This is a genomic window from Streptomyces palmae (assembly GCF_004684805.1).
In the GTDB taxonomy this organism is placed as follows: Bacteria; Actinomycetota; Actinomycetes; order Streptomycetales; family Streptomycetaceae; genus Streptomyces; species Streptomyces palmae.
Genome location: NZ_SRID01000042.1, coordinates 1 through 22566, shown reverse-complemented (window position 1 = coordinate 22566; position 22566 = coordinate 1). Strand labels below are relative to the sequence as shown.

Here is a 22566-nt window from a genome sequence, read left to right as displayed (position 1 = left end):
GGCGCACACTCCGTGCGGACCCCGTCGCACTACGTTCCGGCATCGGTCCGGGGACCGGCGGGACGGCGGCCGAACTTCCTCCTAATATCCTGCTTGAGCACTAGGGTGCATCTTTTGCTTACCCATTACTCTTGACGCAAGGTCGCGCACGGCGGCCATGGAGGAGTGAGATGAGGAGCAGCAACCCGGTCTTCTCGCGACGTGGGTTCAGCCGCGCCGGCGGCTATGCGGGCTTCGGCGCGGCGCCGCAGGCCGGGGGCCCCGCCGCCGCCCAGGGGAACCCGTACGCGCAGCCGCAGGGCAACCCGTACGCGCAGCAGCAGGCACCGAGCAACCCGTACGCCCTGGGCGACCAGCACAATCTGACCCCTGACCAGCTGCAGCAGATGTACGGCGCCCCGCCGGCGGGCCCGCTGCAGACCGGCCGCATGACGATGGACGACGTCGTCATGCGCACCGGTATGACGCTCGGCACGGTCATCGTGGCCGCGGCGGTGGCCTGGGCCACCAAGCTGCCGATGGGCGTCGGCTTCGGCGCCGCGCTGGTGGCCATGGTGCTCGGCTTCGTGCAGTCCTTCCGGCGCACCGCCAGCCCGGCGCTCATCCTGGCGTACGCGGCCTTCGAGGGCCTGTTCCTCGGTGTCATCAGCCAGGCGTTCAACGAGCGCTGGAGCGGCATCCCGATGCAGGCGGTGCTCGGCACCACCGCGGTCTTCGTCGGCGTGCTGGTGGCCTACAAGACCGGGCTCATCCGGGTCAACGCCCGCTTCACCGGCTTCGTGATCGCCGCCGCGATGGGCTTCGTGCTGCTGATGGCGGCCAACCTGCTGTTCGCCGCCTTCGGTGGCGGTGACGGCCTGGGCTTCCGCAGCGGCGGCCTCGGCGTGGTCTTCGGCATCATCGGCGTGCTGCTCGGCGCGGCCTTCCTGGCGATGGACTTCAAGCAGGTCGAGGACGGCATCCGGTACGGCGCTCCGCGCGAGGAGTCCTGGATGGCCGCGTTCGGCCTCACCCTCTCGCTGGTGTGGCTCTACCTGGAGCTGCTGCGGCTGCTCGCGATCCTGCGAGAGCTGTAGTCGGACGGTGTGGTCAGGCCGGCTCCGAGAGCCGGCGACACGAGGGGCCCGCGGCTTGCTGCGGGCCCCTCGTCGTACCTTGCCCCGGTCGGCGCCGGGCGCGCGTCTGCGAGAAGGCCGGTTCTCGCGTGGATGGGCAGGCGCCGGCGAGCGCGGGCTCGGTAAGCCGAAGGTTCGGCGAGGCGACGTCCCACGACGCGCGGGCTCCCTGAGGGCCGCCCCGCCGGCCTCGACCTTCACATCTGGGTGATCCGGATCAAGGGCCTCGTCCCGGCCCGTTCCCGATCACCGCCGCTCGCGGACCCTAACGCAGCTTGCGTGCGGCCCGGCGCAGGTCGTGCTCGTGGATGATCGCCTTGGCGTGCCCATAGGCCAGTCCATGCGCGCCGCGCAGCCAACTGACCTTCTCTTCGAAGCGGATGAGGGAGGGTCCTTCGTCGACCGTGCGCATCCAGTCGGCCACTTCGCGGCCGGTGCGCTCGGGGATACGGGCAAGCAGGTTTCGGTGGGTTTCCTCGGAGAAGACGTGGGGCATCGGCGCCTCCGGTTCGGTCCGTCCCGCCCCATTCGGTGGGGCCGGTGGCTTCGTCTTCAGCTCACCGTGCCCGAGCCCCGGCCCGTTGGCAACAGTCCATGGGCGGCGCATAGGCTCGCATCGTGACCGAAGTGACCGAGTTGCTGACCGCCGTCGACCGCCTCGCCGACCGGCTGCGCGCCATGCCCCAGTCCGCCCTGACCCAGGGGGCGGCGGCCCAGGGGCTCGCCCTGGCCCGTGAGTTGGCCCGGCGTGCCCAGCGGCTCGAGGCGCCCGACGCCGAGCCGCGCCTGATGCCGGAGGCAGGCGTGTTCATGGTGGCGGATCAGCTCGCGGTGGCCGGCCACGATCTGGCCGAGATCCTCCGCCGCACCTCTGGAGGTGCCGATCAGGCGGCCGAGGCGCTGCGGCTGGTGACGGAGACGGCTCGGGGGATCGGTCCCGGCACGCGGTGACCGGCGGACGGGGGCGATCACCGCGACCAAGGCGACCGCGGTCGGTCCTGGGGCGGTGACGGGCCCTCAGGGAAGGGCTCCCGGACTCAGAGTGCGGCGATGACCCGGTCGGCCAGGACGTAGACACTCTCCTCGCCGCAGGCGAAGGTCAGCGCGTACGCACCGGAGACGCCGGAGCTGCCCAGCAGTATCGGGGTGACGCCCTCACGCAGCGCGCCGGCGAGCCGGTCCGCGGTCTCCCGGTGGCCCGGCGTCATGCACATGGTGGTGCCGTCGGTGAAGACATAGACGTCCAGGGTGCCCAGCGGCCCGGGCCGCACATCGGCCAGCGGGGTGCGGGCCTCGGCCAGCTCGGCGAGCCGGTCCGCGGTGCGCTCGGGATCGCCGGCGCCCTGGGCGGGTACGAAGTCGGGGTGCGAGGGGTGGCGACGGCGCGCGGCGGCCAGCTCCGCCGGCTCGATCGGGTCGGTGTCCAGCTCCAGCTCGCCCGCCGGATCGAACACCTCGGGGCCGAACACCGGCAGCTCCGCGTCAAAGCTCACCGACGGCTCCAGGCCCGCGAAGTCCGCCTGCCGCGGTACGAAGAGCTGGGCGTCGGGGTAGGCGTCCAGCGGGGAGTCGTCACCCAGCCCGCTCAATCCGCCCAGCAGCGAGGGGGCGTCCGCGGCGGTGGCGCCGGTCATGTCGCGAGCCTCCTGCGCGGCCCAGAACGCCCGGGCCTCGGCCAGCTCGCGCTCCCGCTCCTCGGCGAGCGCGTCCGCCACCGCTTCACGTATCTCCTCCGCCGGGACGGGGCGGGCACCGGGCACCGCGGCGGTCCGCTCCCGCAGCAGCAGCGCGGTCTCGGCGAGCTCACCCCGCAGCTCGGTGATCTGCCGGCGCAGGCCGCGAGCGGTGTGCAGGGCGGCGGTGCCCACGGCCGTGGCAGAGCCCGCGGCCAGCAGGAGGGCAAGAGTCATGGCGCTCACTGACAAACTCCCGGTTGCTGTTGATCCCCCGACTTCCTACCCCAGCTTGGCTTGTGCCGTGGTCGGCTGTCAGTGCATAACGTCACCAATGGGGCGGGTACAACGTCCCAGGGCCCCTATCCGTGCCGCTCTGACCTGCACAGACGCGAGTCCCCCAGGATGTAGGTCACATCCTGGGGGAGATTCGGTCACAACTCGGATGCCGCCCGCATCCCGCGGGAGACGGCGGTGAGGGCGGGCCCACGCAACCTGCTCCGGCCGCCCGCCCCATGGTCACGCGGAGCGTGTACCCGCGGCCGAGCTGGGCTGCGCTTTCACCGCGGGCGGGGGAGGCCGCCCTCGTGCCTCGGGCGACCCGTACCCTCCGCTCGGCTCAGCTCATCCGCTCGTGCCTGTGGTCGCGCTGAGCTTCGCCTCCGCTGCGGGCACAGGCCGCCCTCGTGCCTCGGGCGACCCGTACCCTCCGCTCGGCTCAGCTCATCCGCTCGATGACCATCGCCATGCCCTGGCCGCCGCCCACGCACATCGTCTCCAGGCCGAACTGCTTGTCGTGGAACTGGAGGGAGTTGATCAGCGTGCCGGTGATGCGCGCGCCCGTCATGCCGAAGGGGTGGCCCACCGCGATCGCGCCGCCGTTGACGTTGAGCTTGTCGATGTCGATGCCCAGGTCCCGGTAGGACGGGATGACCTGCGCCGCGAACGCCTCGTTGATCTCGACCAGGTCGATGTCGCCGATGCTCAGCCCGGCGCGGGCGAGCGCCTGCTTGGACGCCTCGACCGGCCCGTAGCCCATGATCTCGGGAGAGAGGGCGGAGACACCGGTGGAGACGATCCGGGCCAGCGGGGTCAGGCCCAGCTGCCGCGCCTTGGTGTCCGACATGATCACCAGCGCCGCGGCGCCGTCGTTGAGCGGGCAGCAGTTGCCGGCCGTCACCAGGCCGTCGGGGCGGAACACGGGCTTGAGGCCCTGCACGCCCTCCAGGGTGGTGCCGGCGCGCGGGCCGTCGTCCTTGCTCACCACGGTGCCGTCGGGCGTGGTGACCGGGGTGATCTCGCGGGCCCAGAAGCCCTTCTTGATGGCCTCCTCGGCCAGGTTCTGGGACCGTACGCCGAACTCGTCCATCTCCTGGCGGGTGACGCCCTTCAGCCGCGCCAGGTTCTCGGCGGTCTGGCCCATCGCGATGTACGCGTCCGGGATCAGACCGTCCTCGCGCGGGTCGTGCCAGTCCGTGCCCTCCTGCTCGGCGCGCGCGGCGGTACGGGCCTCGGCGTCGGCGAACAGCGGGTTGTGGGTGTCCGGCAGACCGTCCGAGGTGCCCTTGACGCCGCGCGAGACCATCTCGACACCGGCCGAGATGAAGACGTCGCCCTCGCCCGCCTTGATCGCGTGCATGGCCATCCGGGAGGTCTGCAGCGAGGAGGAGCAGTACCGGGTGATGGTGCAGCCCGGCAGGTGGTCCATGCCCATCTGCACGGCGACGATCCGGCCCAGGTTGTGGCCCTGCTCGCCACCGGGCAGACCGCAGCCCAGCATGAGGTCGTCGATCTCGCGCGGGTCCAGCTCGGGCACCTTGGCGAGCGCGGCCTGGATGATCTCGGCGGTCAGGTCGTCCGGCCGGACATCCTTCAGCGAGCCCTTGAAGGCCCGACCGATGGGGGAGCGGGCGGCAGAGACGATCACGGCTTCGGGCATCACGGCTCCATAGGGGGAGAAGGCTGGACTGAAGGGAAATTACCCGGCCGTATGGCACGGGTCACGGTTTACCGGCTGTGATGCCGACCTCTTTTCTAAGCAACCGCTCAGGTCATGGAGATGCCCGGGCGGCGGGCGGTCCCCGGGCTGGGCGTCGGTGCGGCGGGGCGCCTCAGTTCGGGAGGGACGGCTCCGGGCCGGACGGCTGGCCGACCGCCTCGGTCTCCGTCGGCAGATGCCTGCGGCGGCGGCGCAGCAGCGCCCACGGGCCCCGCGCCGCGGTGACCTCCGTACCTCCCTCGGCCGCCGCCTCCGCCGCCGCGGTGGCCACCGGCAGCAGCCCCTCCTCGCCGCTGGGCCGCTCCAGGGCGTCCTCCGGCCACAGGCCGAGCGCCGCGCACAGGGCGGGCAGTACCGCCATCGCGGCCGTGGCGTAGCCCTCGGCCGAGGGGTGGTAGTTGTCCGGGCCGAACAGCTCCCGGGGGCGGGCCGCGAACTCCGGGCCCAGCAGATCGCCCAGCGAGACGGTGCGCCCGCCCTGCTCCACCACCGCGATGGTCTGCGCGGCCGCCAACTGCCGGCTCAGCCGCCGGGCGATCCAGCGCAAGGGCTGGTAGACGGGCTCGATGGTGCCCAGGTCAGGGCAGGTGCCGACCACCACCTGGCAGCCCGCGTCGCGCAGTCGCCGCACCGCCGCGGCGAGCAGCCGCACCGACCTGGCGGGCGGCACCCGATGGGTGACGTCATTGGCGCCGATCATGATCACGCAGACGTCGGGGCGGTTCTCCGGATCCTCCAGCAGCAGGTCCACCTGCCGCTCCAGGTCATCGGAGCGGGCCCCGGGCTCGGCGGTGTTCCGCAGGTCCACGGGCCGCTCGGCCACCGCGGCCAGTCCCGAGGCGAGGAGCGCGCCGGGCGTCTGGCTGGGCCGGTGCACCCCCTGCCCGGCCGCCGTGGAGTCGCCGAGGAAGCCCAGCCGCAGCGGACCGCACCCGTCTCGCAGGGCGAACGCGAACCCGTACCGGCCGTCCGCGAACGGCGGCAGCTCCGCGCTGCCGCCGATCACCCGGCGGGCCAGCGACACCTCGGTCAGCAGCACACCCACGGCCGCCCCGCCGAGCAGTCCGATCCCGCCACCGCCGTACGCCGCGGCGGCGGCGATCCGTCGCGCGACTCTCGCCCTGGACATCGACATTCGGACGCCACCTCCGTTCGTACACACTGTCAATACCCCGTTGCGGCGGGTAGGCATCCGAGCAACTCGCCGGAACATGGGCGAACCCCGATTACGCTGATCGAACGGGACCGCGTCGGCGGTCACCCTTGACCGCGGAGATCCCGCTTACCCAGGAGTAGGGCGTGCAGTACTACGAATCGATGATTGAGTTGATCGGCAACACCCCGCTGGTGAAGCTCAACCATGTGACGGAAGGCATCGAGGCGACGGTCCTCGCCAAGGTCGAGTACTTCAACCCGGGCGGTTCCGTGAAGGACCGCATCGCGGTGCGCATGATCGAGGCGGCGGAGGCGTCCGGGGAGCTCAAGCCCGGCGGCACCATCGTGGAGCCGACCTCCGGCAACACCGGCGTGGGCCTGGCCATGGTCGCCCAGCGCAAGGGCTACAAGTGCATCTTCGTCTGCCCGGACAAGGTCTCCATGGACAAGATCAATGTCCTGCGGGCCTACGGTGCGGAGGTCGTGGTCTGCCCGACCGCGGTGGCCCCCGAGCACCCTGACTCGTACTACAACGTCTCCGACCGCCTGGTCCGCGAGACCCCCGGCGCCTGGAAGCCGGACCAGTACAGCAACCCCAACAACCCGCGCTCCCACTACGAGAGCACCGGCCCCGAGCTGTGGGAGCAGACCGAGGGCAAGCTCACCCACTTCGTGGCGGGCGTGGGCACCGGCGGCACCATCAGCGGCACCGGCCGCTACCTGAAGGACGCCAGCGGCGGCAAGGTCAAGGTGATCGGCGCCGACCCGGAGGGCTCGGTCTACTCCGGCGGCTCCGGCCGCCCCTACCTGATCGAGGGCGTCGGCGAGGACTTCTGGCCCACCGCCTACGACCAGGAGGTCGCCGACGAGATCATCGCGGTCTCCGACAAGGACGCCTTCCAGATGACCCGGCGGCTGGCCAAGGAGGAGGGCCTGCTGGTCGGCGGCTCCTGCGGGATGGCCGTGGTCGCCGCGCTGCGGGTGGCCGAGGGCCTGGGCCCGGACGACACCGTGGTGGTGCTGCTGCCGGACAGCGGCCGCGGCTACCTTTCGAAGATCTTCAACGACGACTGGATGGCCGACTACGGCTTCCTCGACGAGCCCGGCCCGGCCGTGCGCGTCGGTGACGTACTGGAGGGCAAGGAGGGCGGCCTGCCCTCGCTGGTCCACATGCACCCGGAGGAGACCGTCGGCGAGGCGATCGAGGTGCTGCGGGAGTACGGCGTCTCCCAGATGCCGATCGTCAAGCCGGGCGCCGGCCACCCGGACGTGATGGCCGCCGAGGTCGTCGGCTCCGTGGTGGAGCGCGAGCTGCTCGACGCGCTCTTCACCCAGCGCGCCTCCCTCGGCGACCCGCTGGAGAAGCACATGAGCGCCCCGCTCCCGCAGGTCGGCTCCGGCGAGCCGGTCGAGGACCTGATGACGGCGCTCGGCGACGCGGACGCGGCCATCGTGCTGGTCGAGGGCAAGCCGAAGGGCGTGGTCAGCCGCCAGGACCTGCTCGCCTACCTGGCCAAGAACCACAAGTGACGCAGGCCGGCCGCCAGGGTCCCGGGTAGCCGACGGGGTGCCGGGCCGGAGCCAGCGGGCCGGACAGCCGTCGGGCGCCAGGCCGCCGTGAGGGGTCAGGTGGCCGTCTGGCGTCGGACAGCCGTCGGGCGTCAGGCGGCCATCAGGCGTCGGGCGCCAGGCCGCCGTGAGGCGTCAGGTGGCCGTCCGGCGTCGGACAGCGGCCGGGCGTCAGGCGGCCGCGAGGCATCAGGCGGTCGTCGGCCGTCAGGTGGCCGTCAGGTGGCCGTCAAGGAAAGGGCTGCGGGCGCGGCCGGACGTAAGAAGTACGTATACGTCACGCGCCCGCAGCACGCGCTTAACACGGGCCGGGCACAGTGGAGGGCGTCGGCAGGACGGCACCGACACCCGGTGCGGCGACACGGACTTCCGGAGCGGCTCCCGGACCTCCCGGTCGCCCGGACGCGCCGGCCCGGACTGACCGGGCCCGCGTCCTCCGCGGGAACCGCCGCTGTCCCGCCCCCGGTACTCACACCTGGGTGCGGCGGTTCCCGCGCATGTCCCGGCCCGGTTCACCGCCGGGCGCGCCTTCCTCCGGTGGCGACCAGCCTTCGCGGCCGCCGCACGGCTGCTCAGTCCTCCTCCCGCGGCTTCCGCTTGAACCATTCGGCCCCGGTCACCGCGTGCACCGCGTTGACGCCGAATATCCCGCCCCAGGCGACCAGCAGCCCGGGCAGCCCCTCGTTGGTCACCGCTATCGCGGAGAGCGGGATCGCCAGCACCAGGGAGACCGCCACGAAGCCGAAGCGCTCGCTCAGGGCCATGCCCTCGCCCTGCTGGCCGCCGCCCGGGGAGGGGTGCCGGGCCCCGCGGGCGGCGGCCATCTGCCGCTCCGCCATGTGCCGCCGCACATGCCGGTCCGCGGTGTCGTCAAAGCGCTGCTCGACCTTCTCCAGGAAGGACTCGACCAGCGCGGACTCGTACTCGTCACCCAGCTCCTTGCGGGTCTGGATGGTCGCGTCGAGTTCTCTCTTCAGTTCGGGGTCGCGGGCGTCCATGGTGGCGACGGTACGGTCACCGCAGTGCCGTTGTAAGTAGGGCTAGCCCCCGGAAAGTCGATCGGGTTCGCCCCCCTGCCGAAGGAGCAGTCCATGGCCGCACCACTGCTGACCTCGCTGACCGAGTCCGGCGGTGACCGCCCGGACGCACTGACCATCGCCGGACGCGCCTGCTCCCGCGCGGACCTGCTGGGCGCCGCGGCCGCCATGGCGGCCCGGATCGCAGGGGCCCCGGTGGTCGCGGTACGGGCCACTCCCAGCCTGGAGACGGTGACCGCGGTGGTCGGCGCGCTGCTGGCCGGGGTGCCGGTGGTGCCGCTGCCGCCGGACTCCGGGCCCGCGGAGCGGGACCACATCCTCCGCGACTCCGGGGCCGCGCTGCTGCTCGGCGGGGAGGAGCCGGTCGGCGGAGTGGAGGTGCTGCCCGTGGACCCGGCGGAGCGGGCCGCCTGGACGGAGCCCGAGCCGGAGCCGGAGGCCACCGGCCTCGTTCTCTACACCTCCGGGACCACCGGGGCGCCCAAGGGCGTGCTGATCTCCCGGCGCGCGGTGGCCTCCTGCCTGGACGGGCTGGCCGACGCCTGGGCCTGGACGGCCGAGGACACCCTGGTGCACGGACTGCCGCTGTTCCATGTGCACGGGCTGGTGCTGGGGGTGCTGGGCGCGCTGCGCACCGGCAGCCGCCTGGTGCACACCGGACGGCCCACCCCGGAGGCGTACGCGGCGGCCGGCGGCAGCCTCTACTTCGGGGTGCCCACGGTGTGGGGCCGGGTGGCGAAGGACGCCACGGCGGCGCGGGCGCTGCGGGGTGCCCGGCTGCTGGTGTCCGGCAGCGCCCCGCTGCCCGCACCGGTCTTCCGGGACCTGGAACTGCTCACCGGGCAGCGGCCGGTGGAACGGTACGGCATGACGGAGACCATGATCACCATCTCCGCCCGGGCCGACGGCGAGCGCCGCCCCGGATACGTGGGCACCCCGCTGCCCGGCGTCCGGACCCGGGTGGTGGCCGAGGAGGGGGCGGAGATCGGCGAGCTGGAGGTGTGCGGGCCCACGCTCTTCGCCGGGTACCTGAACCAGCCCGAGGCGACCGAGGCCGCCTACACGGCGGACGGCTGGTTCCGTACCGGCGACATCGCGGCCGTCGAGCCGGACGGCTGGCACCGGATCGTCGGCCGGGCCTCCACCGACATGATCAAGTCGGGCGGCTACCGGATCGGCGCGGGCGAGGTGGAGAACGCGCTGCTGGACCACCCGGCGGTGCGCGAGGCCGCGGTGGTCGGCGCCCCGCACGAGGACCTGGGGCAGGAGATCGTCGCCTATGTGGTGGCCGACGGGGTGGGCGAGAAGGACCTGGTCGACTTCGTGGCCGGCCGGCTGTCGGTGCACAAGCGGCCGCGGAAGGTCCGGTTCCTGGAGGCGCTGCCGCGGAACGCCATGGGCAAGCCCCAGAAGAAGCTGCTGCCGCCGGTCTGATCCCGGCCTCGGTCACGCGTGCGGTCGGTCCGGGCCCCCGCCCATCGGAGGGGGCCCGGACCGGCCTGGCGGCTGATGCCCGCACGCGGACACCGGACGTACGGTTCCTGAGGCCGGAACTCCGTAGTTCCCAGGGGCACGGCTTGATTCGCCTGGAATGTATGTGAAGGAGTGGCATGCTCGGCTTCGATAACCAGGGTCTCAATGTGCTGGTGCTGCGTGACGCGGAGGAACTCGCCCTCGCGTTCCGACAGGCCCTGGCCACCGCGGACGACGCCGAGCGTCCCGGCCTGGAGCGAGCCGTGGCCCTGGTGGACGAGCAGATCGCGCTCAGCGACGCGGACCTGCGGGTGCGGTGGACCCGGCGCGCGCTGGCCGGCTCCGGGGTGGACGAGAGCACCGACCGGATCTCGGTGATCCGCGCACTGCGCAAGGCCGAGCCGGACCTGGGGCTGGCCACCGCGGTGCGCCTCGCCGGCGAGGCATACGGCACGGCTGACTGAGCACCGCCTCCCGGATCACTGGGGGTGCCCCCGCCCCGTACGAACCTGCCGCCGGCTCCGTACGGGGCCTGACCGCCACCTCCGTCAGGGGCCTGGTCGCCGCACCTCCGTACGGGCCCGCGCGCCAATCCCGTACGGGCCGACCCCCGAACCGAGCGGACCCCGGCGGGCCCGACCGCCGGCCGGTTGCCCCGTACGGGCCGATCCAGGGATCCCCGAGGCGTTCGGCGCACCCTCCGCATATAGTTATGCGCTTGCCTGGGCATGTGAATAGGGCGGAGGGGTACGGACGCCATGAACACCGGCAGCGACGAGGATCGAGGTCGTACCGAGGACGGGCCCGGCACTCCGCCGACCGCTCATGACCACACCGCCGGAGTGCAGGCCGCAGCCGGGAGCGCGGCACGCCTGCAGAAGCTCTTCGAGGGGCACCGGCTCACCCCCACCCAGCGGCGCATCGCCCACTGCATGGTGCGCCGGTCCGCCGACGCGCCGTTCCTGTCCAGCGTGGAACTGGCCGAGCTGGCCGGGGTCAGCCAGCCTTCGGTGACCCGTTTCGCGGTGGCCCTCGGCTTCGACGGCTACCCGGCGCTCCGCAGGCATCTGCGGGAGGTCGCTCCCGCGCCGGCCGCCCCGGGCGGTGGCTTCAACGAGTACCAGCAGGCGGTGCACGCGGAGATCGACAACCTGCGGCACCTGGCCTCGTTGCTGGCCGACCCCGCCCCGGTGGCCCGCGCCGGCCGGCTGCTGGCCGCCTCCCGGCCGCTGCCGGTGCTCGGCCTGCGCGCCTCCGCCGCCCAGGCGGCCGGCTTCGCCTACTTCGCCCGCAAGGTGCACCCCGACGTACGGCTGCTGGACGAGGGCGGCAGCATGCTGGCGGACCGGGTCGACGCCGCCGTACGAGCCGGAGCCACCGCCCTGATCTGCTTCGCCCTGCCCCGCCACCCGCGCGAGGTGGTGGACGCCCTCGACCACGCCCAGCAGGCGGGCCTGACCGTGATCACGGTGGCCGACAGCGCCTTCGCCCCGGTCGCCCGGCACAGCGACCTGGTCCTCCCCGCCGCCGTCGGCACCGGGCTCGCCTTCGACACCGCCTGCGCCCCGATGCTGCTGGGCCGGGTCCTGCTGGAGGCCATGTTCGACGCCCTGCCGGACGCCCAGGCGCGGCTGGAGGAGTTCGACGCGAAGGCGGCTGCCCGCGGCCTGTTCCTCGACTGACCCCAGGACCGGCCGCCCGCCTCCGCGCGCCGGACGCCGACTCGGCCGGCAGGGCCAGGGCGCCGGCGCGGCGCGTTCGCCGTGCCAGGCGCGTCCTGCCACCCAGTGCGGTGCCGTGGCGAGGGCGCACGGGGCCGACCCACATCACCATGGGTGCGTAGCGTCACCCTTATGGGTGGGCTCCACGGCTACCAGGACCGCTCGGACCCGTGACCGCAGCCGAGGACTACGCCCACCTGCGTCATCTGCTGGACCGGCCGCCGCCCGCCAAACTCCGCCATCTGCGGGCCATCGCCGACGCGGATCCGCAGCTTGCCGTGTACACGACCGGAGACGAGGGGGTGCCCGCCGCCGATCGGCCAGGGTTCGGCGCCTTCGTTGGTATGGGCCGCTCAGAGCACCGTCGATGCCTCCGTGGTCACCGTGGCTGAGCGGCTCCGACTCACCGAGATCGCCACCGTCGACCGTCGGCACTTCTCGGCTGTCCGTCCGGCGCGCAGGGACGCCTTCACGTTGCTGCCCTGAGGCGCGGTGTGGCGCCCGGTCGACGGAACGGCTGGGGCGCCTACCGGCCGAGCCGGCGCCCGGCTCGCCTCGGCGTCGGCCGGCTCGATCCCCATCCCTCGCCCGCGAACCCGCCTGCCCCTTCCGGGGCCCAGGCCTCCCCTGGCGGCGGCCGGGCTCACCCCTCGCCCGCGAAACCCGCCTGCCTCTTCCGGGGGCCCCGCGGGCGTCCCCGGGGGCCTGGGCCTCCCCCCGGTGTACGGGCCGCCGTGCGGCCCACCCGCGGCGCGCCCGCTCGGCAGTGTTGACTAGAGGTATTCAGCAGCGAAAAGATGTGAATATCTTGATCCAGGCCGAGAAGAGGGAGGCACGTCCCATGTCAGGACCGCGACCCGTGCGGGCGCCGCGTGGCACGGAGCTGAGCGCTCAGGGGTGGCAGCAGGAAGCCGCCCTGCGGATGCTGCAGAACAACCTCGACCCCGAGGTGGCCGAGCACCCGGAGAAGCTCGTCGTCTACGGCGGCACCGGCAAGGCCGCCCGTGACTGGCGGTCCTTCGACGCCATGGTCCGCACGCTGAAGACCCTCAAGCAGGACGAGACCATGCTGGTCCAGTCCGGCCGCCCGGTGGGCGTGATGCAGACCCACGAGTGGGCGCCGCGGGTGCTGATCGCCAACTCCAACCTGGTCGGCGACTGGGCCAACTGGGAGGAGTTCCGCCGCCTGGAGCAGCTCGGCCTGACCATGTACGGCCAGATGACGGCCGGATCCTGGATCTACATCGGCACCCAGGGCATCCTCCAGGGCACCTACGAGACCTTCGCCGCGGTGGCCGCCAAGAAGTTCGGCGGCAGCCTGGCCGGCACCATCACCCTCACCGCCGGACTCGGCGGCATGGGCGGCGCCCAGCCGCTGGCCGTCACCATGAACGACGGCGTGGCGCTGTGCATCGACTGCGACCCGCGCGCCATCGAGCGCCGGATCGAGCACCGCTACCTGGACGTCCGGGCCCACTCCCTGGAGCACGCCCTCCAGCTGGCCGTGGAGGCCCGGGACGCCCGCCGCCCGCTCTCCGTCGGCCTGCTGGGCAACGCCGCCGAGCTGGTCCCCCAGCTGCTGGCGATGAACGCGCCCATCGACATCGTGACGGACCAGACCTCCGCCCACGACCCGCTGTCCTACCTGCCGCTGGGCGTGGCCTTCGAGGACATGGCCGACTTCGCGGCCGAGAAGCCGGCGGAGTTCACCCAGCGGGCTCGCGAGTCCATGGCCCGCCACGTGGAGGCCATGGTCGGCTTCCAGGACGCCGGCGCCGAGGTCTTCGACTACGGCAACTCGATCCGCGGCGAGGCCAAGCTGGCCGGCTACGAGCGCGCCTTCGCCTTCCCCGGCTTCGTGCCCGCCTACATCCGGCCGCTGTTCTGCGAGGGCAAGGGCCCCTTCCGCTGGGCGGCGCTGTCCGGCGACCCCAGGGACATCGCGGCCACCGACAAGGCGATGCTCGACCTCTTCCCGGAGAACGAGTCGCTGGCCCGCTGGATCAAGATGGCCGGCGAGCGGGTCCACTTCCAGGGCCTGCCGGCCCGTATCTGCTGGCTCGGCTACGGCGAGCGGGACCGCGCCGGCGAGCGCTTCAACGACATGGTGGCCTCCGGGGAGCTCCAGGCCCCGCTCGCCATCGGCCGCGACCACCTGGACTGCGGCTCGGTGGCCTCCCCGTACCGCGAGACCGAGGCCATGCTGGACGGCTCGGACGCCATCGCCGACTGGCCGCTGCTCAACGCCATGGTCAACGTCGCCTCCGGCGCCTCCTGGGTCTCCATCCACCACGGCGGCGGCGTCGGCATGGGCCGCTCCATCCACGCCGGCCAGGTCACCGTGGCCGACGGCACCGAGCTGGCCGGCGAGAAGATCCGCCGGGTGCTGACCAACGACCCGGGCATGGGCGTCATCCGGCACGTGGACGCCGGGTACGACACCGCCGAGTCGGTCGCCGACGAGCGCGGCGTCCGGGTGCCGATGCGCGAGGGTGACCAGGGATGACCGGCCTTCCGGCGGAATCCGCGCCCGCCGCGGGCACGGCGCTCGAAACGGGTGCCTCCTTCCACGAGATGTGGGCCGAGCTGCTGCCGATCGGCCGGAACCCGGACAGCGGAGGGTACCGGCGCTACGCCTGGACCGGGGCCGACGCGGACTGCCGCGCCTGGTTCCGGGCCCAGGCCACCGCCCGGGGCCTGAGCTACGAGCTGGACCGCAACGGCAACCAGTGGGCCTGGCTGGGCGACCCGGCCGCCGGGGACGCCGTGGTCACAGGCTCCCACCTGGACTCGGTCCCGGACGGCGGCGCCTTCGACGGCCCGCTCGGCGTGGTCTCCTCGTTCGCGGCCCTGGACGAGCTGGCCGCCCGCGGGGCCCGACCGAACCGGCCGCTGGCCGTCGTCAACTTCGGCGACGAGGAGGGCGCCCGCTTCGGCCTGGCCTGCGTGGGCTCCCGGCTCGCCGCCGGACAGCTGACCACGGCGGCGGCCCACCGGCTGCGGGACGCCGAGGGGATCAGCCTGCCGCAGGCGATGGAGCGGGCCGGCCACGACCCGGAGGCCATCGGGCCCGACCCGGAGCGGCTGGCCCGGATCGGCGCCTTCGTGGAACTCCACGTGGAGCAGGGCCGGGCCCTGGACCTGAGCGGCGACCCGGTCGGCATCGCCTCCGCGATCTGGCCGCACGGCCGCTGGCGCTTCGACTTCCACGGCGAGGCCAACCACGCGGGCACCACCCGCCTGGAGGACCGCCACGACCCCATGCTCACCTACGCCAACACGGTGCTGGCCGCCCGCAAGAAGGCCCGGCTGGCCGGCGCCCTGGCCACCTTCGGCAAGGTCAGCGTGGAGCCCAACGGCGTCAACGCCATCCCCTCCCTGGTCCGTGGCTGGCTGGACTCCCGGGCCGCCGACCAGGAGACCCTGGACGCGGTGGTCGCCGAGATCGAGCGGGCGGCCCAGGAGCGCGGCGCCCGCGACGGCGTGCGGGTGAGCGTGGCCCGGGAGTCCTTCACTCCGGTGGTGGAGTTCGGGCACGCGCTGCGGGACCGGCTCTCCGCTCTGCTGGGCGGTGCCCCCGTCCTGCCCACCGGGGCGGGACACGACGCCGGAATCCTCTCCGCGGCGGTGCCCACTGCCATGCTGTTCGTACGGAACCCCACCGGTGTCTCGCACTCGCCCGCCGAGACGGCGCGCGAGGACGACTGCCTGGCCGGCGTGACCGCACTCGCCGACGTACTGGAGGGCCTGGCGTGTCACTGACAGTGCAGACCTACTGGGCGGAGTACGCCCTGCTCCCCGCCCCCGGCGCGACGGGCGAGCGGCCCGCACCCGGCGGGGCGGCCGGCGAGGCCGCCCTCCGGGTGGCCTCGGACGTCCTCGTGGAGACCGGCTCCGACGGCCGGATCACCGGCGTCACCAGCGGGGTCACCGTCCCCCCGCCCGGCGCCGTCTGGCTGCGCGGCCTCACCCTGCCCGGGCTGGCCAACGCCCACTCGCACGCCTTTCACCGGGCACTGCGCGGCACCGTACAGGCGGGCTCGGGGACCTTCTGGACCTGGCGCGAGGTGATGTACCAGGTCGCCGAGCGGCTCACCCCGGACACCTACTTCGACCTGGCCCGGGCGGTGTACGCGGAGATGGCGCTGACCGGCATCAGCTGCGTGGGCGAGTTCCACTACGTCCACCACGCGCCCGGCGGCACCCGCTACCGCGACCCCAACGCCATGGGGGAGGCGCTGATCGCGGCCGCCGCCGAGGCGGGCATCCGGATCACCCTGCTGGACACCGCCTACCTCTCCGCCGGCTTCGGCGAACCGCCCACCCCGCCCCAGCTGCGCTTCAGCGACGGCACCGCGGACGCCTGGGCCGAGCGGGCCGGGGCGCTCACCGACCGCCCGCACGCCCGCGTCGGGGCCGCCGTCCACTCGGTGCGCGCGGTGCCGGCCGCGGAGCTGTCCACCGTCGCGCGCTGGGCCGCCGACCGGCGGGCACCGCTCCACGTCCACCTCTCCGAGCAGACCGCCGAGAACGAGGCCTGCCAGGCCGCCCACGGGCTCACCCCCACCGGGCTGCTGGCCGAGCACGGGGTGCTGGGCCCGCGCACCACGGCCGTGCACGCCACCCACCTCACCGCCGAGGACATCCGGCTGCTGGGGGACAGCGGCACCGGGGTCTGCATGTGCCCCACCACCGAACGCGACCTGGCCGACGGCATCGGCCCGGCCGTCCAGGTGCGGGACGCGGGCAGCCCGCTCAGCCTGGGCAGCGACAGCCACGCCGTGATCGACCTGTTCGAAGAGGCCCGCGCCATGGAACTCGACGAACGGCTGCGCACCCGCACCCGCGGCCACTGGACGGCCGCTCAGCTGCTGCGCGCCGCCACCGCGGACGGCCACCGGGCCCTGGGGTGGGAGAACGGCGGCCGGATAGCCGCCGGCGGGCTCGCCGACTTCACCACCATCGCCCTGGACTCGGTGCGCACCGCGGGCCCGCGGCCCGAACTCGGCGCCGAGACCGCCGTGTTCGCGGCGAGTGGCGCGGACGTCCGGCACACCGTGGTGGGCGGCCGGCACATCGTCTGCGACGGCCACCACCAGCTGGTGCCGGAGGCGTCCCGAGCCCTGTCCGAGTCCATCGAAGCGCTGCGCGGTTGACCGCCCCCGGCACTGGGCGGCCAGGGTCCGCCCTCCGGAACCCTGCGGGCCAGACCCGGCAGGATCCGGAGGGCAGGCCCTGACCTCGCGCGGCCGACCCAGCCGCCACCCGGGCGGCCGACCAAGGAGAGCACTTCCGCGATGAGCCACCAGCCCCACCCGCACACCCACACCCCGCTCGCCGCGCCGGCCGCGCCCACCGGCCCCCGCGGCGCGGACACCACCGCGATCACCGGCATCGCCCGTCTGGTCACCAACGATCCCGTCCTCGGTGAGGGCCCCCTCGGGCTGATCCAGGACGCGGCGGTCGTCATCGAGGGCGACCGCATCGCCTGGGTCGGCCCGTCCAGCGCGGCGCCCGCCACCGACAACCGGGTCGACGCCCAGGGCCGGGCGGTGATCCCCGGCTTCGTGGACTCCCACTCCCACCTGGTCTTCGCGGGGGACCGCACGGAGGAGTTCAACGCCCGGATGTCGGGCCGCCCCTACTCCGCGGGCGGCATCCGCACCACGGTCACCGCCACCCGCGCCGCCTCCCGCAACGTGCTGCACGCCGGCGTCGGCCGCTATGTCGCCGAGGCGCGCCGCCAGGGCACCACCACCATCGAGATCAAGTCCGGTTACGGGCTCACCGTGGACCACGAGGCGCGCTCCCTGGAGATCGCCGCCGCGCACACGGACGAGACCACCTATCTCGGCGCGCACATCGTCGCCCCGGAGTTCGCCGACCGCCCGGACGCCTACGTGGAGCTGGTCACCGGCCCGATGCTGGACGCCTGCGCCCCGCACGCCCGCTGGATCGACGTGTTCTGCGAGCAGGGCGCGTTCGACGGCGACCAGGCCCGTACGATCCTGGCCGCCGGGGCGGCCCGCGGCCTGATCCCCCGGGTGCACGCCAACCAGCTCTCCCACGGGCCCGGGGTGCAACTGGCCGTGGAGCTGGGCGCGGCCTCCGCCGACCACTGCACCCACCTCACCGAGAAGGACATCGAGGCGCTGGCCGGCGGCAGCACGGTGGCCACGCTGCTGCCCGGTGCCGAGTTCTCCACCCGCGCCGTCTACCCGGACGCGCGGCGGCTGCTGGACGCGGGCGTCACCGTGGCGCTCTCGCCCGACTGCAACCCCGGCTCGTCCTTCACCAGCTCCATGCCGTTCTGCATCGCGGTGGCGGTGCGCGACATGCGGATGACCCCGGACGAGGCGGTGTGGGCGGCCACCGCGGGCGGTGCCCTGGCCCTGCGCCGCACCGACGTCGGCCGGATCACCCCCGGCGCGCGGGCCGATCTGGTGCTGCTGGACGCGCCCTCCCACGTGCACCTGGCCTACCGCCCCGGGGTGCCGCTGGTGGCGGCGGTCTGGCAGGGCGGCAGCCTGGAGACCGGCTCCCTGACCGCGGGTTGACGACCGGTGGGGGCACCCACCCCAGGGCCCGCCCGGAGCACTGGACTCCGGGCGGGCCCTGAACGTCTTCCGCCGGGTGGCTACTCCTCGACCAGCAGCCCGCGGCGCAGCCGCACCAGGGTGCGGGAGAGCAGGCGGGAGACATGCATCTGGGAGATGCCCAGCTCCTCACCGATCTCGGACTGGGTCATGTTCGCCACGAACCGCAGCGCGAGGATCTTCCGGTCGCGCGGGTGCAGTTCGGCGATGAGCGGTTTGAGGGACTCCACATATTCGATCCCCTCCAGGCCGTGGTCCTCGTAGCCGATCCGGTCCGCCAGCGCGGCCTCGGAGTCGTCCTCCTCGGGCTGGGCGTCCAGCGAGCTCGCGGTGTACGCGTTGCTCGCCGCCATGCCCTCGACCACCTCGTCGGGTGTGATGCCCAGCCGCTCGGCCAACTCGGCCACGGTGGGCGCGCGGTCCAGCCGCTGCGCCAGCTCGTCCCCGGCCTTGGCCAGGTCGAGGCGGAGCTCCTGGAGCCTTCTCGGCACGCGCACGGACCAACTGGTGTCGCGGAAGAAGCGCTTGATCTCGCCGACGATGGTCGGCATCGCGAAGGTGGGGAATTCCACGCCCCGGCTGAGCTCGAAGCGGTCGATGGCCTTGATCAGGCCGATGGTGCCGACCTGGACGATGTCCTCCATCGGTTCGCTGCGGGAGCGGAACCGCGAGGCGGCGAACTTGACCAGGGCCAGGTTGAGTTCAACCAGCGTGTTGCGTACGTACGCGTATTCGTGCGTCCCCTCCTCCAGCACTTCCAGGCGCTCGAAGAGGGTCTTGGAAAGGGCCCTCGCATCCACCGGTCCCACCTCGTCGTACGGCGGAATCTCGGGTAGGTCTGCCAGCTCTGCCAGGTGCGCGGACTGCTTGGGCAGGGCGGGTTCCTCGGGCGAGGGGGTCGACGAGGCGGCGTCCGCGGAGCGGGAGTGCTCCGTGTCCTCGGGGGAACGGGAACGCATTTCGTCGAGCTGGGGTGACATGTGTGTCCCTCCATGATTCTCGGCATATGGCAGCCGAAGCCATCAACGTGAGCCTGCGGTGAGCGGCGCCTCCAAAGCCGGCGGGTCGGTTGTGTCCTCACTAGCCCTACCGGGATTCGCACGACGATCGCAAGTCCGCGATGTCCATATTTGGAGATGATTGCGAATTGTTCCGGTACCGGAGGACGTAAGGAAGGCGTAGTGTTCTACGCGCGCAATCGACAGCCACGAGACGCCAGAAGAGGTGCGCACATGGACCGCGGGATGGTCGGCAGCACAAGCAGGGGCCGGCTCCAGGTCGACGTCCGGCACCACGGGACGAGTGCGGTTCTGACGCCGGCGGGTGAGCTCGATCACCACACCGCCGAGCTGCTGCGCGAACCGCTGGAGAAAAGCGTGGAAGAAGGGCGGGTCCGCCTGGTCGTGGACTGCTCGAAGCTCGAGTTCTGCGACTCCACCGGTCTCAACGTGCTGCTCGGTGCCCGGCTGAAGGCCGAGGCCAAGGGTGGCGGGGTGCACCTGGCCGCGATGCGCCCCGTCGTTGCCAGGGTGTTCGAGATCACCGGAGCCGAAGCGGTTTTTACTGTTCATGACACGTTGGCGACCGCACTAGAAGAATGAGTCGTGAGACATCGCACGCGTTGCCTCCGTCACATGCCCCATCCCGAAGGCGGGGGTGTTCTCGCGCTTCGGTCGGGCAGGAGACAGCTGAATCCGGTTGAACACCTCTGAACCTGTTGAACGTGTCGGATAATCCATGTCCCTGAATCGGTGAATCGGTGAGGTGAAGCGCTGATGAGCACCACCCGGCCGTACCCACCGGGCGAACTCGGCCCGGAGTCGGACGGCGCTGCCGGAGTGCCGGCGCCGCCGCCGGGTGGTCAGCTCCGCAGGCTCCGTCTGACCGGCGCCAGCGGCGCGGTCCCGCGCGCCCGCGACTTCACCCGGGAGGCGCTGCGCGACTGGGGCTGGCTGCCCGCCGCCAACGCGGACCAGCGGGCCGCCGCCGAGGACGTCCTGCTCGTCGTCTCCGAACTGGTCACCAACGCCTGCCTGCACGCCGACGGCCCCGAGGAGCTGCGGGTCGGCTGCCAGGGCAAGGTGCTCCGGCTGGAGGTCGTGGACCTCGGCGCCGGCACGCCCGCGCCCCGCACCCCGCACCGCGCGGGGCGCCCCGGCGGGCACGGGATGTTCATCGTCCAGCGGCTCTGCCTGGACTGGGGCGTGCTCCGCAACCCCCAGGGGGCCGGCAAGACGGTCTGGGCCGAACTGGCCGCCCCCGCCTGATCCCGGCGGCGTTCTCCGCCGAAGTCCCGACGCCTGTGCCCGGGGTGGTGCCGGGGCGGCGTTCTCCGCCCGGGCTCCGGTGCGCGCGGCCGGGGCCGTGCCAGGCCGTACGGATCCGGCCTGTTCCCTCTCTTCCCTCGTCAAGGTCTCCGGCGTACCGTCAGCGACCACATCTGATGCGCCGTCAGACATGGGAGGGGAACCGAGGTGTCCCGCTCTTCACGCCGCGCACTCGCCACCGCCGCTCTGGTGGGACCCGCTGCGCTCCTCGCCGTCGCCGCCCCCGCCGCACGGGCCGACCAGGTGGACGTCGACTACCAGTGCAAGACCCCGATCGGGAACAAGGGCGCGGTGTCGCCCATCGACATCACGAGCGTGCCGAGCGGCTCCTCGTACAAGCTCACCATGTCCTTCCGGAAGGGCGTCTCGTCCAGCCCCGTCGAACTGGGCAAGGGCGCGATGAAGCCCAGCGCGCTGATCAGGCTCGGCGGCGCGGAGACCGGCACGGTGGCGATGAGCGGGCCCGCCAACGACCAGGCGATCCCGGCCGACACCCCCATCAAGATCAGCGACCTGACGGGTACGTACACCCCGAAGAAGAGCGGCAAGGTCACCTTCACCGCGGGCACCCTGACCATCAAGGCCCTGGGCACCACGACCACCTGCGAACCCAGGAACAAGCCCGGGCCCGCCCTGACCCTCGACGTGAAGGCGCCGGGCGCCCCGGACGCGGGCGGCGGAGCCGCCGACGGCGGCTCGGGGAGCGGTGGTTCGAGTGGCACCGGGGGAGCCGCCGGCACGCCCGGCGACCTGCCGCAGACCGGACCGGCCGACTCCGCCGTGGCCCTGGGCACCCTCGGCGGCACGGTGCTCCTCGCCGGAGCGGCCGGCACGCTCTGGCTCACCCGCCGCCGCACCGCGAGCTGACACCGGCCGGTACGGGCCGACACCCGGGATGACCAGGAGGCGCGCCGATGTCGCCCTGTAGCCGCGCGGGCCGGACCACCGCCCGCCGGACCCCCGCCCGCCACGCGGCGGCACTCATGGCGGCCGGCCTGCTGCTGCTCTGCGGCGCCCCACCGTCCCAGGCCGCCGACACCTCGCCGCGCAGCGGTCCGCCGAGCGGTTGGACGGCCGGGCCGTCGGGATCCGGACGCACCTCCTTCTACCTCGAAGGGCGGCCCGGCACGGTGCTCAGGGACACCCTCTCGGTCAGCAACCCCGGGACGCGGCCCCGTACGGTCCGGCTGCGCGGCGCGCTGCACGGCACCCCGGCGGCCTGGGTGGCCTTCGCGGCCCGGCAGGTGACGGTGCCGCCGCACACCCGGGCGGACGTCCCCTTCAGCGTGACCGTACGGGCCGACGCGCCGCCCGGCGACCACCCGGGCACGCTGCGCGTCACCGGCGGCAGCGGGCGGGAGGCGAAGGTTCCGTTACGGCTGCGGGTCAGCGGGCGGGCGCTGCCCGCGCTCACCGTCGAGGAACCGAGGGTGGTCCGGCACCGGGACGGAGGCGTGGTCATCCACTACACCCTGGTCAACCGGGGCAACACGGTGCTGGAGCCCCGGCTCGCGGTCCGTGCCGCCGGGCTGTTCGGCGAGGTGCTGAGGCGGCCTGCCCGCCGCCTCCCGATCCACCTGGCCCCCGGCCACCGCGCCCGACTCACCGAACGCTGGGCCGACGCGCCCGACCTGGACTCGGTACGGGTGACACTCACCGCGACCTCCGGCACCGGGGCCGCCGACTCGGCGACCACCCGCTTCACGGCCGTACCGCGATGGCTGGTCGCCACCGCCGCGACGGCGAGCGCCCTGCTCGCCGCGGCCGCCGCCCGGCGGGTCCACCGCCGCCTGACCCGCAGCCGCGGCAGCCGGCCTGCGTGTGCGGCGGGGGCGCCGGTCTCGGGGGCACGGTCGGCGGGAGCCGGTGCCGGTGCCGGTGCGGGGTGCGGTGGCTCGGGC

At 73.3% G+C, this 22566-nt stretch carries 21 protein-coding genes; 15 read left to right on the top strand and 6 right to left on the bottom strand.

What is annotated here, in order from left to right; all coding sequences use genetic code 11:
- The first annotated feature begins 170 nt into the window (after positions 1 to 170).
- A complete protein-coding gene (locus tag E4099_RS07375; RefSeq protein ID WP_135338139.1) occupies positions 171 to 1076 on the top strand; it encodes a Bax inhibitor-1/YccA family protein in 906 nt (301 codons plus the stop codon).
- 304 nt (positions 1077 to 1380) lie between these two features.
- Here the strand turns inward: E4099_RS07375 and E4099_RS07370 are convergent, their stop codons facing one another.
- Positions 1381 to 1611 (bottom strand): DUF4287 domain-containing protein, encoded by a 231-nt coding sequence (locus E4099_RS07370; RefSeq protein ID WP_135338138.1) that lies wholly within the window; start codon positions 1609 to 1611, stop codon positions 1381 to 1383.
- Between the two features lie 182 nt (positions 1612 to 1793).
- Here E4099_RS07370 and E4099_RS07365 point away from each other — a divergent pair, with 182 nt between their 5' ends.
- On the top strand, positions 1794 to 2066 hold the full coding sequence (locus E4099_RS07365; RefSeq protein ID WP_386390077.1) for a hypothetical protein: 273 nt from the start codon (positions 1794 to 1796) through the stop codon (positions 2064 to 2066).
- Between the two features lie 86 nt (positions 2067 to 2152).
- Here E4099_RS07365 and E4099_RS07360 read toward each other — a convergent pair whose 3' ends face one another.
- The 3 genes from E4099_RS07360 to E4099_RS07350 all read right to left on the bottom strand — a co-directional run bounded on the left by E4099_RS07360 (position 2153) and on the right by E4099_RS07350 (position 5922).
- Positions 2153 to 3034 carry a hypothetical protein gene (locus E4099_RS07360; RefSeq protein ID WP_135338136.1) on the bottom strand — a complete coding sequence of 294 codons (882 nt, stop codon included), beginning with the start codon at positions 3032 to 3034 and terminating at the stop codon, positions 2153 to 2155.
- A gap of 472 nt (positions 3035 to 3506) precedes the next feature.
- The gene (locus E4099_RS07355; protein ID WP_135338135.1) at positions 3507 to 4727 is read right to left on the bottom strand and encodes an acetyl-CoA C-acetyltransferase; all 1221 of its coding nucleotides are present in this window, start codon (positions 4725 to 4727) and stop codon (positions 3507 to 3509) included.
- A gap of 172 nt (positions 4728 to 4899) precedes the next feature.
- Positions 4900 to 5922 carry an SGNH/GDSL hydrolase family protein gene (locus E4099_RS07350; RefSeq protein WP_135338134.1) on the bottom strand — a complete coding sequence of 341 codons (1023 nt, stop codon included), beginning with the start codon at positions 5920 to 5922 and terminating at the stop codon, positions 4900 to 4902.
- Between the two features lie 164 nt (positions 5923 to 6086).
- Here E4099_RS07350 and E4099_RS07345 point away from each other — a divergent pair, with 164 nt between their 5' ends.
- A complete protein-coding gene (locus E4099_RS07345; protein WP_135338133.1) occupies positions 6087 to 7472 on the top strand; it encodes a cystathionine beta-synthase in 1386 nt (461 codons plus the stop codon).
- A gap of 611 nt (positions 7473 to 8083) precedes the next feature.
- On the opposite strand, the gene E4099_RS07340 is transcribed toward E4099_RS07345, so the two are convergent.
- Positions 8084 to 8509, bottom strand: a complete 426-nt coding sequence (locus tag E4099_RS07340; protein WP_135338132.1) for a hypothetical protein — start codon at positions 8507 to 8509, stop codon at positions 8084 to 8086.
- A 93-nt stretch (positions 8510 to 8602) separates the two neighbouring features.
- Here E4099_RS07340 and E4099_RS07335 point away from each other — a divergent pair, with 93 nt between their 5' ends.
- The 8 genes from E4099_RS07335 (at position 8603) to hutI (ending at position 18299) form a co-directional block, all read left to right on the top strand.
- Complete coding sequence (locus tag E4099_RS07335; RefSeq protein WP_135338131.1) at positions 8603 to 9982, top strand: acyl-CoA synthetase; 1380 nt, start codon at positions 8603 to 8605, stop codon at positions 9980 to 9982.
- Between the two features lie 176 nt (positions 9983 to 10158).
- Complete coding sequence (locus E4099_RS07330) at positions 10159 to 10485, top strand: hypothetical protein (protein ID WP_135338130.1); 327 nt, start codon at positions 10159 to 10161, stop codon at positions 10483 to 10485.
- Positions 10486 to 10779: 294 nt separating this feature from the next.
- Positions 10780 to 11703, top strand: coding sequence for a MurR/RpiR family transcriptional regulator (locus tag E4099_RS07325; RefSeq protein ID WP_135338129.1), 924 nt, complete (start codon positions 10780 to 10782; stop codon positions 11701 to 11703).
- Positions 11704 to 11912: 209 nt separating this feature from the next.
- Positions 11913 to 12134, top strand: coding sequence for a hypothetical protein (locus E4099_RS32870; RefSeq protein WP_167828309.1), 222 nt, complete (start codon positions 11913 to 11915; stop codon positions 12132 to 12134).
- Between the two features lie 449 nt (positions 12135 to 12583).
- Positions 12584 to 14248: a urocanate hydratase gene (hutU, locus tag E4099_RS07315; RefSeq protein WP_135338128.1), complete on the top strand. Its 1665-nt coding sequence runs from the start codon at positions 12584 to 12586 to the stop codon at positions 14246 to 14248.
- Complete coding sequence (locus E4099_RS07310) at positions 14245 to 15504, top strand: allantoate amidohydrolase (RefSeq protein ID WP_135338127.1); 1260 nt, start codon at positions 14245 to 14247, stop codon at positions 15502 to 15504. The genes hutU and E4099_RS07310 overlap by 4 nt, the downstream gene beginning before the upstream one ends.
- Complete coding sequence (locus tag E4099_RS07305; RefSeq protein ID WP_386390078.1) at positions 15501 to 16898, top strand: formimidoylglutamate deiminase; 1398 nt, start codon at positions 15501 to 15503, stop codon at positions 16896 to 16898. Before E4099_RS07310 ends, E4099_RS07305 begins: the two co-directional genes overlap by 4 nt.
- 141 nt (positions 16899 to 17039) lie before the next feature.
- Positions 17040 to 18299, top strand: coding sequence for an imidazolonepropionase (hutI, locus tag E4099_RS07300; RefSeq protein ID WP_135338126.1), 1260 nt, complete (start codon positions 17040 to 17042; stop codon positions 18297 to 18299).
- Positions 18300 to 18379: 80 nt separating this feature from the next.
- Here the strand turns inward: hutI and E4099_RS07295 are convergent, their stop codons facing one another.
- Positions 18380 to 19318, bottom strand: coding sequence for an RNA polymerase sigma factor SigF (locus E4099_RS07295; protein ID WP_135338125.1), 939 nt, complete (start codon positions 19316 to 19318; stop codon positions 18380 to 18382).
- Between the two features lie 252 nt (positions 19319 to 19570).
- On the opposite strand from E4099_RS07295, the gene E4099_RS07290 reads away from it, so the two are divergent.
- The 4 genes from E4099_RS07290 to E4099_RS07275 form a co-directional block, all read left to right on the top strand.
- Positions 19571 to 19939, top strand: coding sequence for an STAS domain-containing protein (locus E4099_RS07290; RefSeq protein ID WP_135338124.1), 369 nt, complete (start codon positions 19571 to 19573; stop codon positions 19937 to 19939).
- 174 nt (positions 19940 to 20113) lie between these two features.
- Positions 20114 to 20605, top strand: a complete 492-nt coding sequence (locus E4099_RS07285) for an ATP-binding protein (RefSeq protein ID WP_135338123.1) — start codon at positions 20114 to 20116, stop codon at positions 20603 to 20605.
- A 207-nt stretch (positions 20606 to 20812) separates the two neighbouring features.
- Positions 20813 to 21532, top strand: a complete 720-nt coding sequence (locus E4099_RS07280) for an LPXTG cell wall anchor domain-containing protein (RefSeq protein WP_135338122.1) — start codon at positions 20813 to 20815, stop codon at positions 21530 to 21532.
- 47 nt (positions 21533 to 21579) lie between these two features.
- On the top strand, positions 21580 to 22566 hold a 987-nt coding region (locus tag E4099_RS07275; protein WP_135338121.1), incomplete at its 3' end, for a COG1470 family protein.

Bases quoted from the DNA above. Each gene is read 5' to 3' on its own strand.
- E4099_RS07375 (WP_135338139.1), top strand. From the start codon at position 171: ATGAGGAGCAGCAACCCGGTCTTCTCGCGACGTGGGTTCAGCCGCGCC.
- E4099_RS07370 (WP_135338138.1), bottom strand. From the start codon at position 1,611: ATGCCCCACGTCTTCTCCGAGGAAACCCACCGAAACCTGCTTGCCCGT.
- E4099_RS07365 (WP_386390077.1), top strand. From the start codon at position 1,794: ATGCCCCAGTCCGCCCTGACCCAGGGGGCGGCGGCCCAGGGGCTCGCC.
- E4099_RS07355 (WP_135338135.1), bottom strand. From the start codon at position 4,727: ATGCCCGAAGCCGTGATCGTCTCTGCCGCCCGCTCCCCCATCGGTCGG.
- E4099_RS07350 (WP_135338134.1), bottom strand. From the start codon at position 5,922: ATGTCGATGTCCAGGGCGAGAGTCGCGCGACGGATCGCCGCCGCCGCG.
- E4099_RS07340 (WP_135338132.1), bottom strand. From the start codon at position 8,509: ATGGACGCCCGCGACCCCGAACTGAAGAGAGAACTCGACGCGACCATC.
- E4099_RS07335 (WP_135338131.1), top strand. From the start codon at position 8,603: ATGGCCGCACCACTGCTGACCTCGCTGACCGAGTCCGGCGGTGACCGC.
- E4099_RS07330 (WP_135338130.1), top strand. From the start codon at position 10,159: ATGCTCGGCTTCGATAACCAGGGTCTCAATGTGCTGGTGCTGCGTGAC.
- E4099_RS07325 (WP_135338129.1), top strand. From the start codon at position 10,780: ATGAACACCGGCAGCGACGAGGATCGAGGTCGTACCGAGGACGGGCCC.
- hutU (WP_135338128.1), top strand. From the start codon at position 12,584: ATGTCAGGACCGCGACCCGTGCGGGCGCCGCGTGGCACGGAGCTGAGC.
- E4099_RS07310 (WP_135338127.1), top strand. From the start codon at position 14,245: ATGACCGGCCTTCCGGCGGAATCCGCGCCCGCCGCGGGCACGGCGCTC.
- hutI (WP_135338126.1), top strand. From the start codon at position 17,040: ATGAGCCACCAGCCCCACCCGCACACCCACACCCCGCTCGCCGCGCCG.
- E4099_RS07295 (WP_135338125.1), bottom strand. From the start codon at position 19,318: ATGTCACCCCAGCTCGACGAAATGCGTTCCCGTTCCCCCGAGGACACG.
- E4099_RS07290 (WP_135338124.1), top strand. From the start codon at position 19,571: ATGGACCGCGGGATGGTCGGCAGCACAAGCAGGGGCCGGCTCCAGGTC.
- E4099_RS07285 (WP_135338123.1), top strand. From the start codon at position 20,114: ATGAGCACCACCCGGCCGTACCCACCGGGCGAACTCGGCCCGGAGTCG.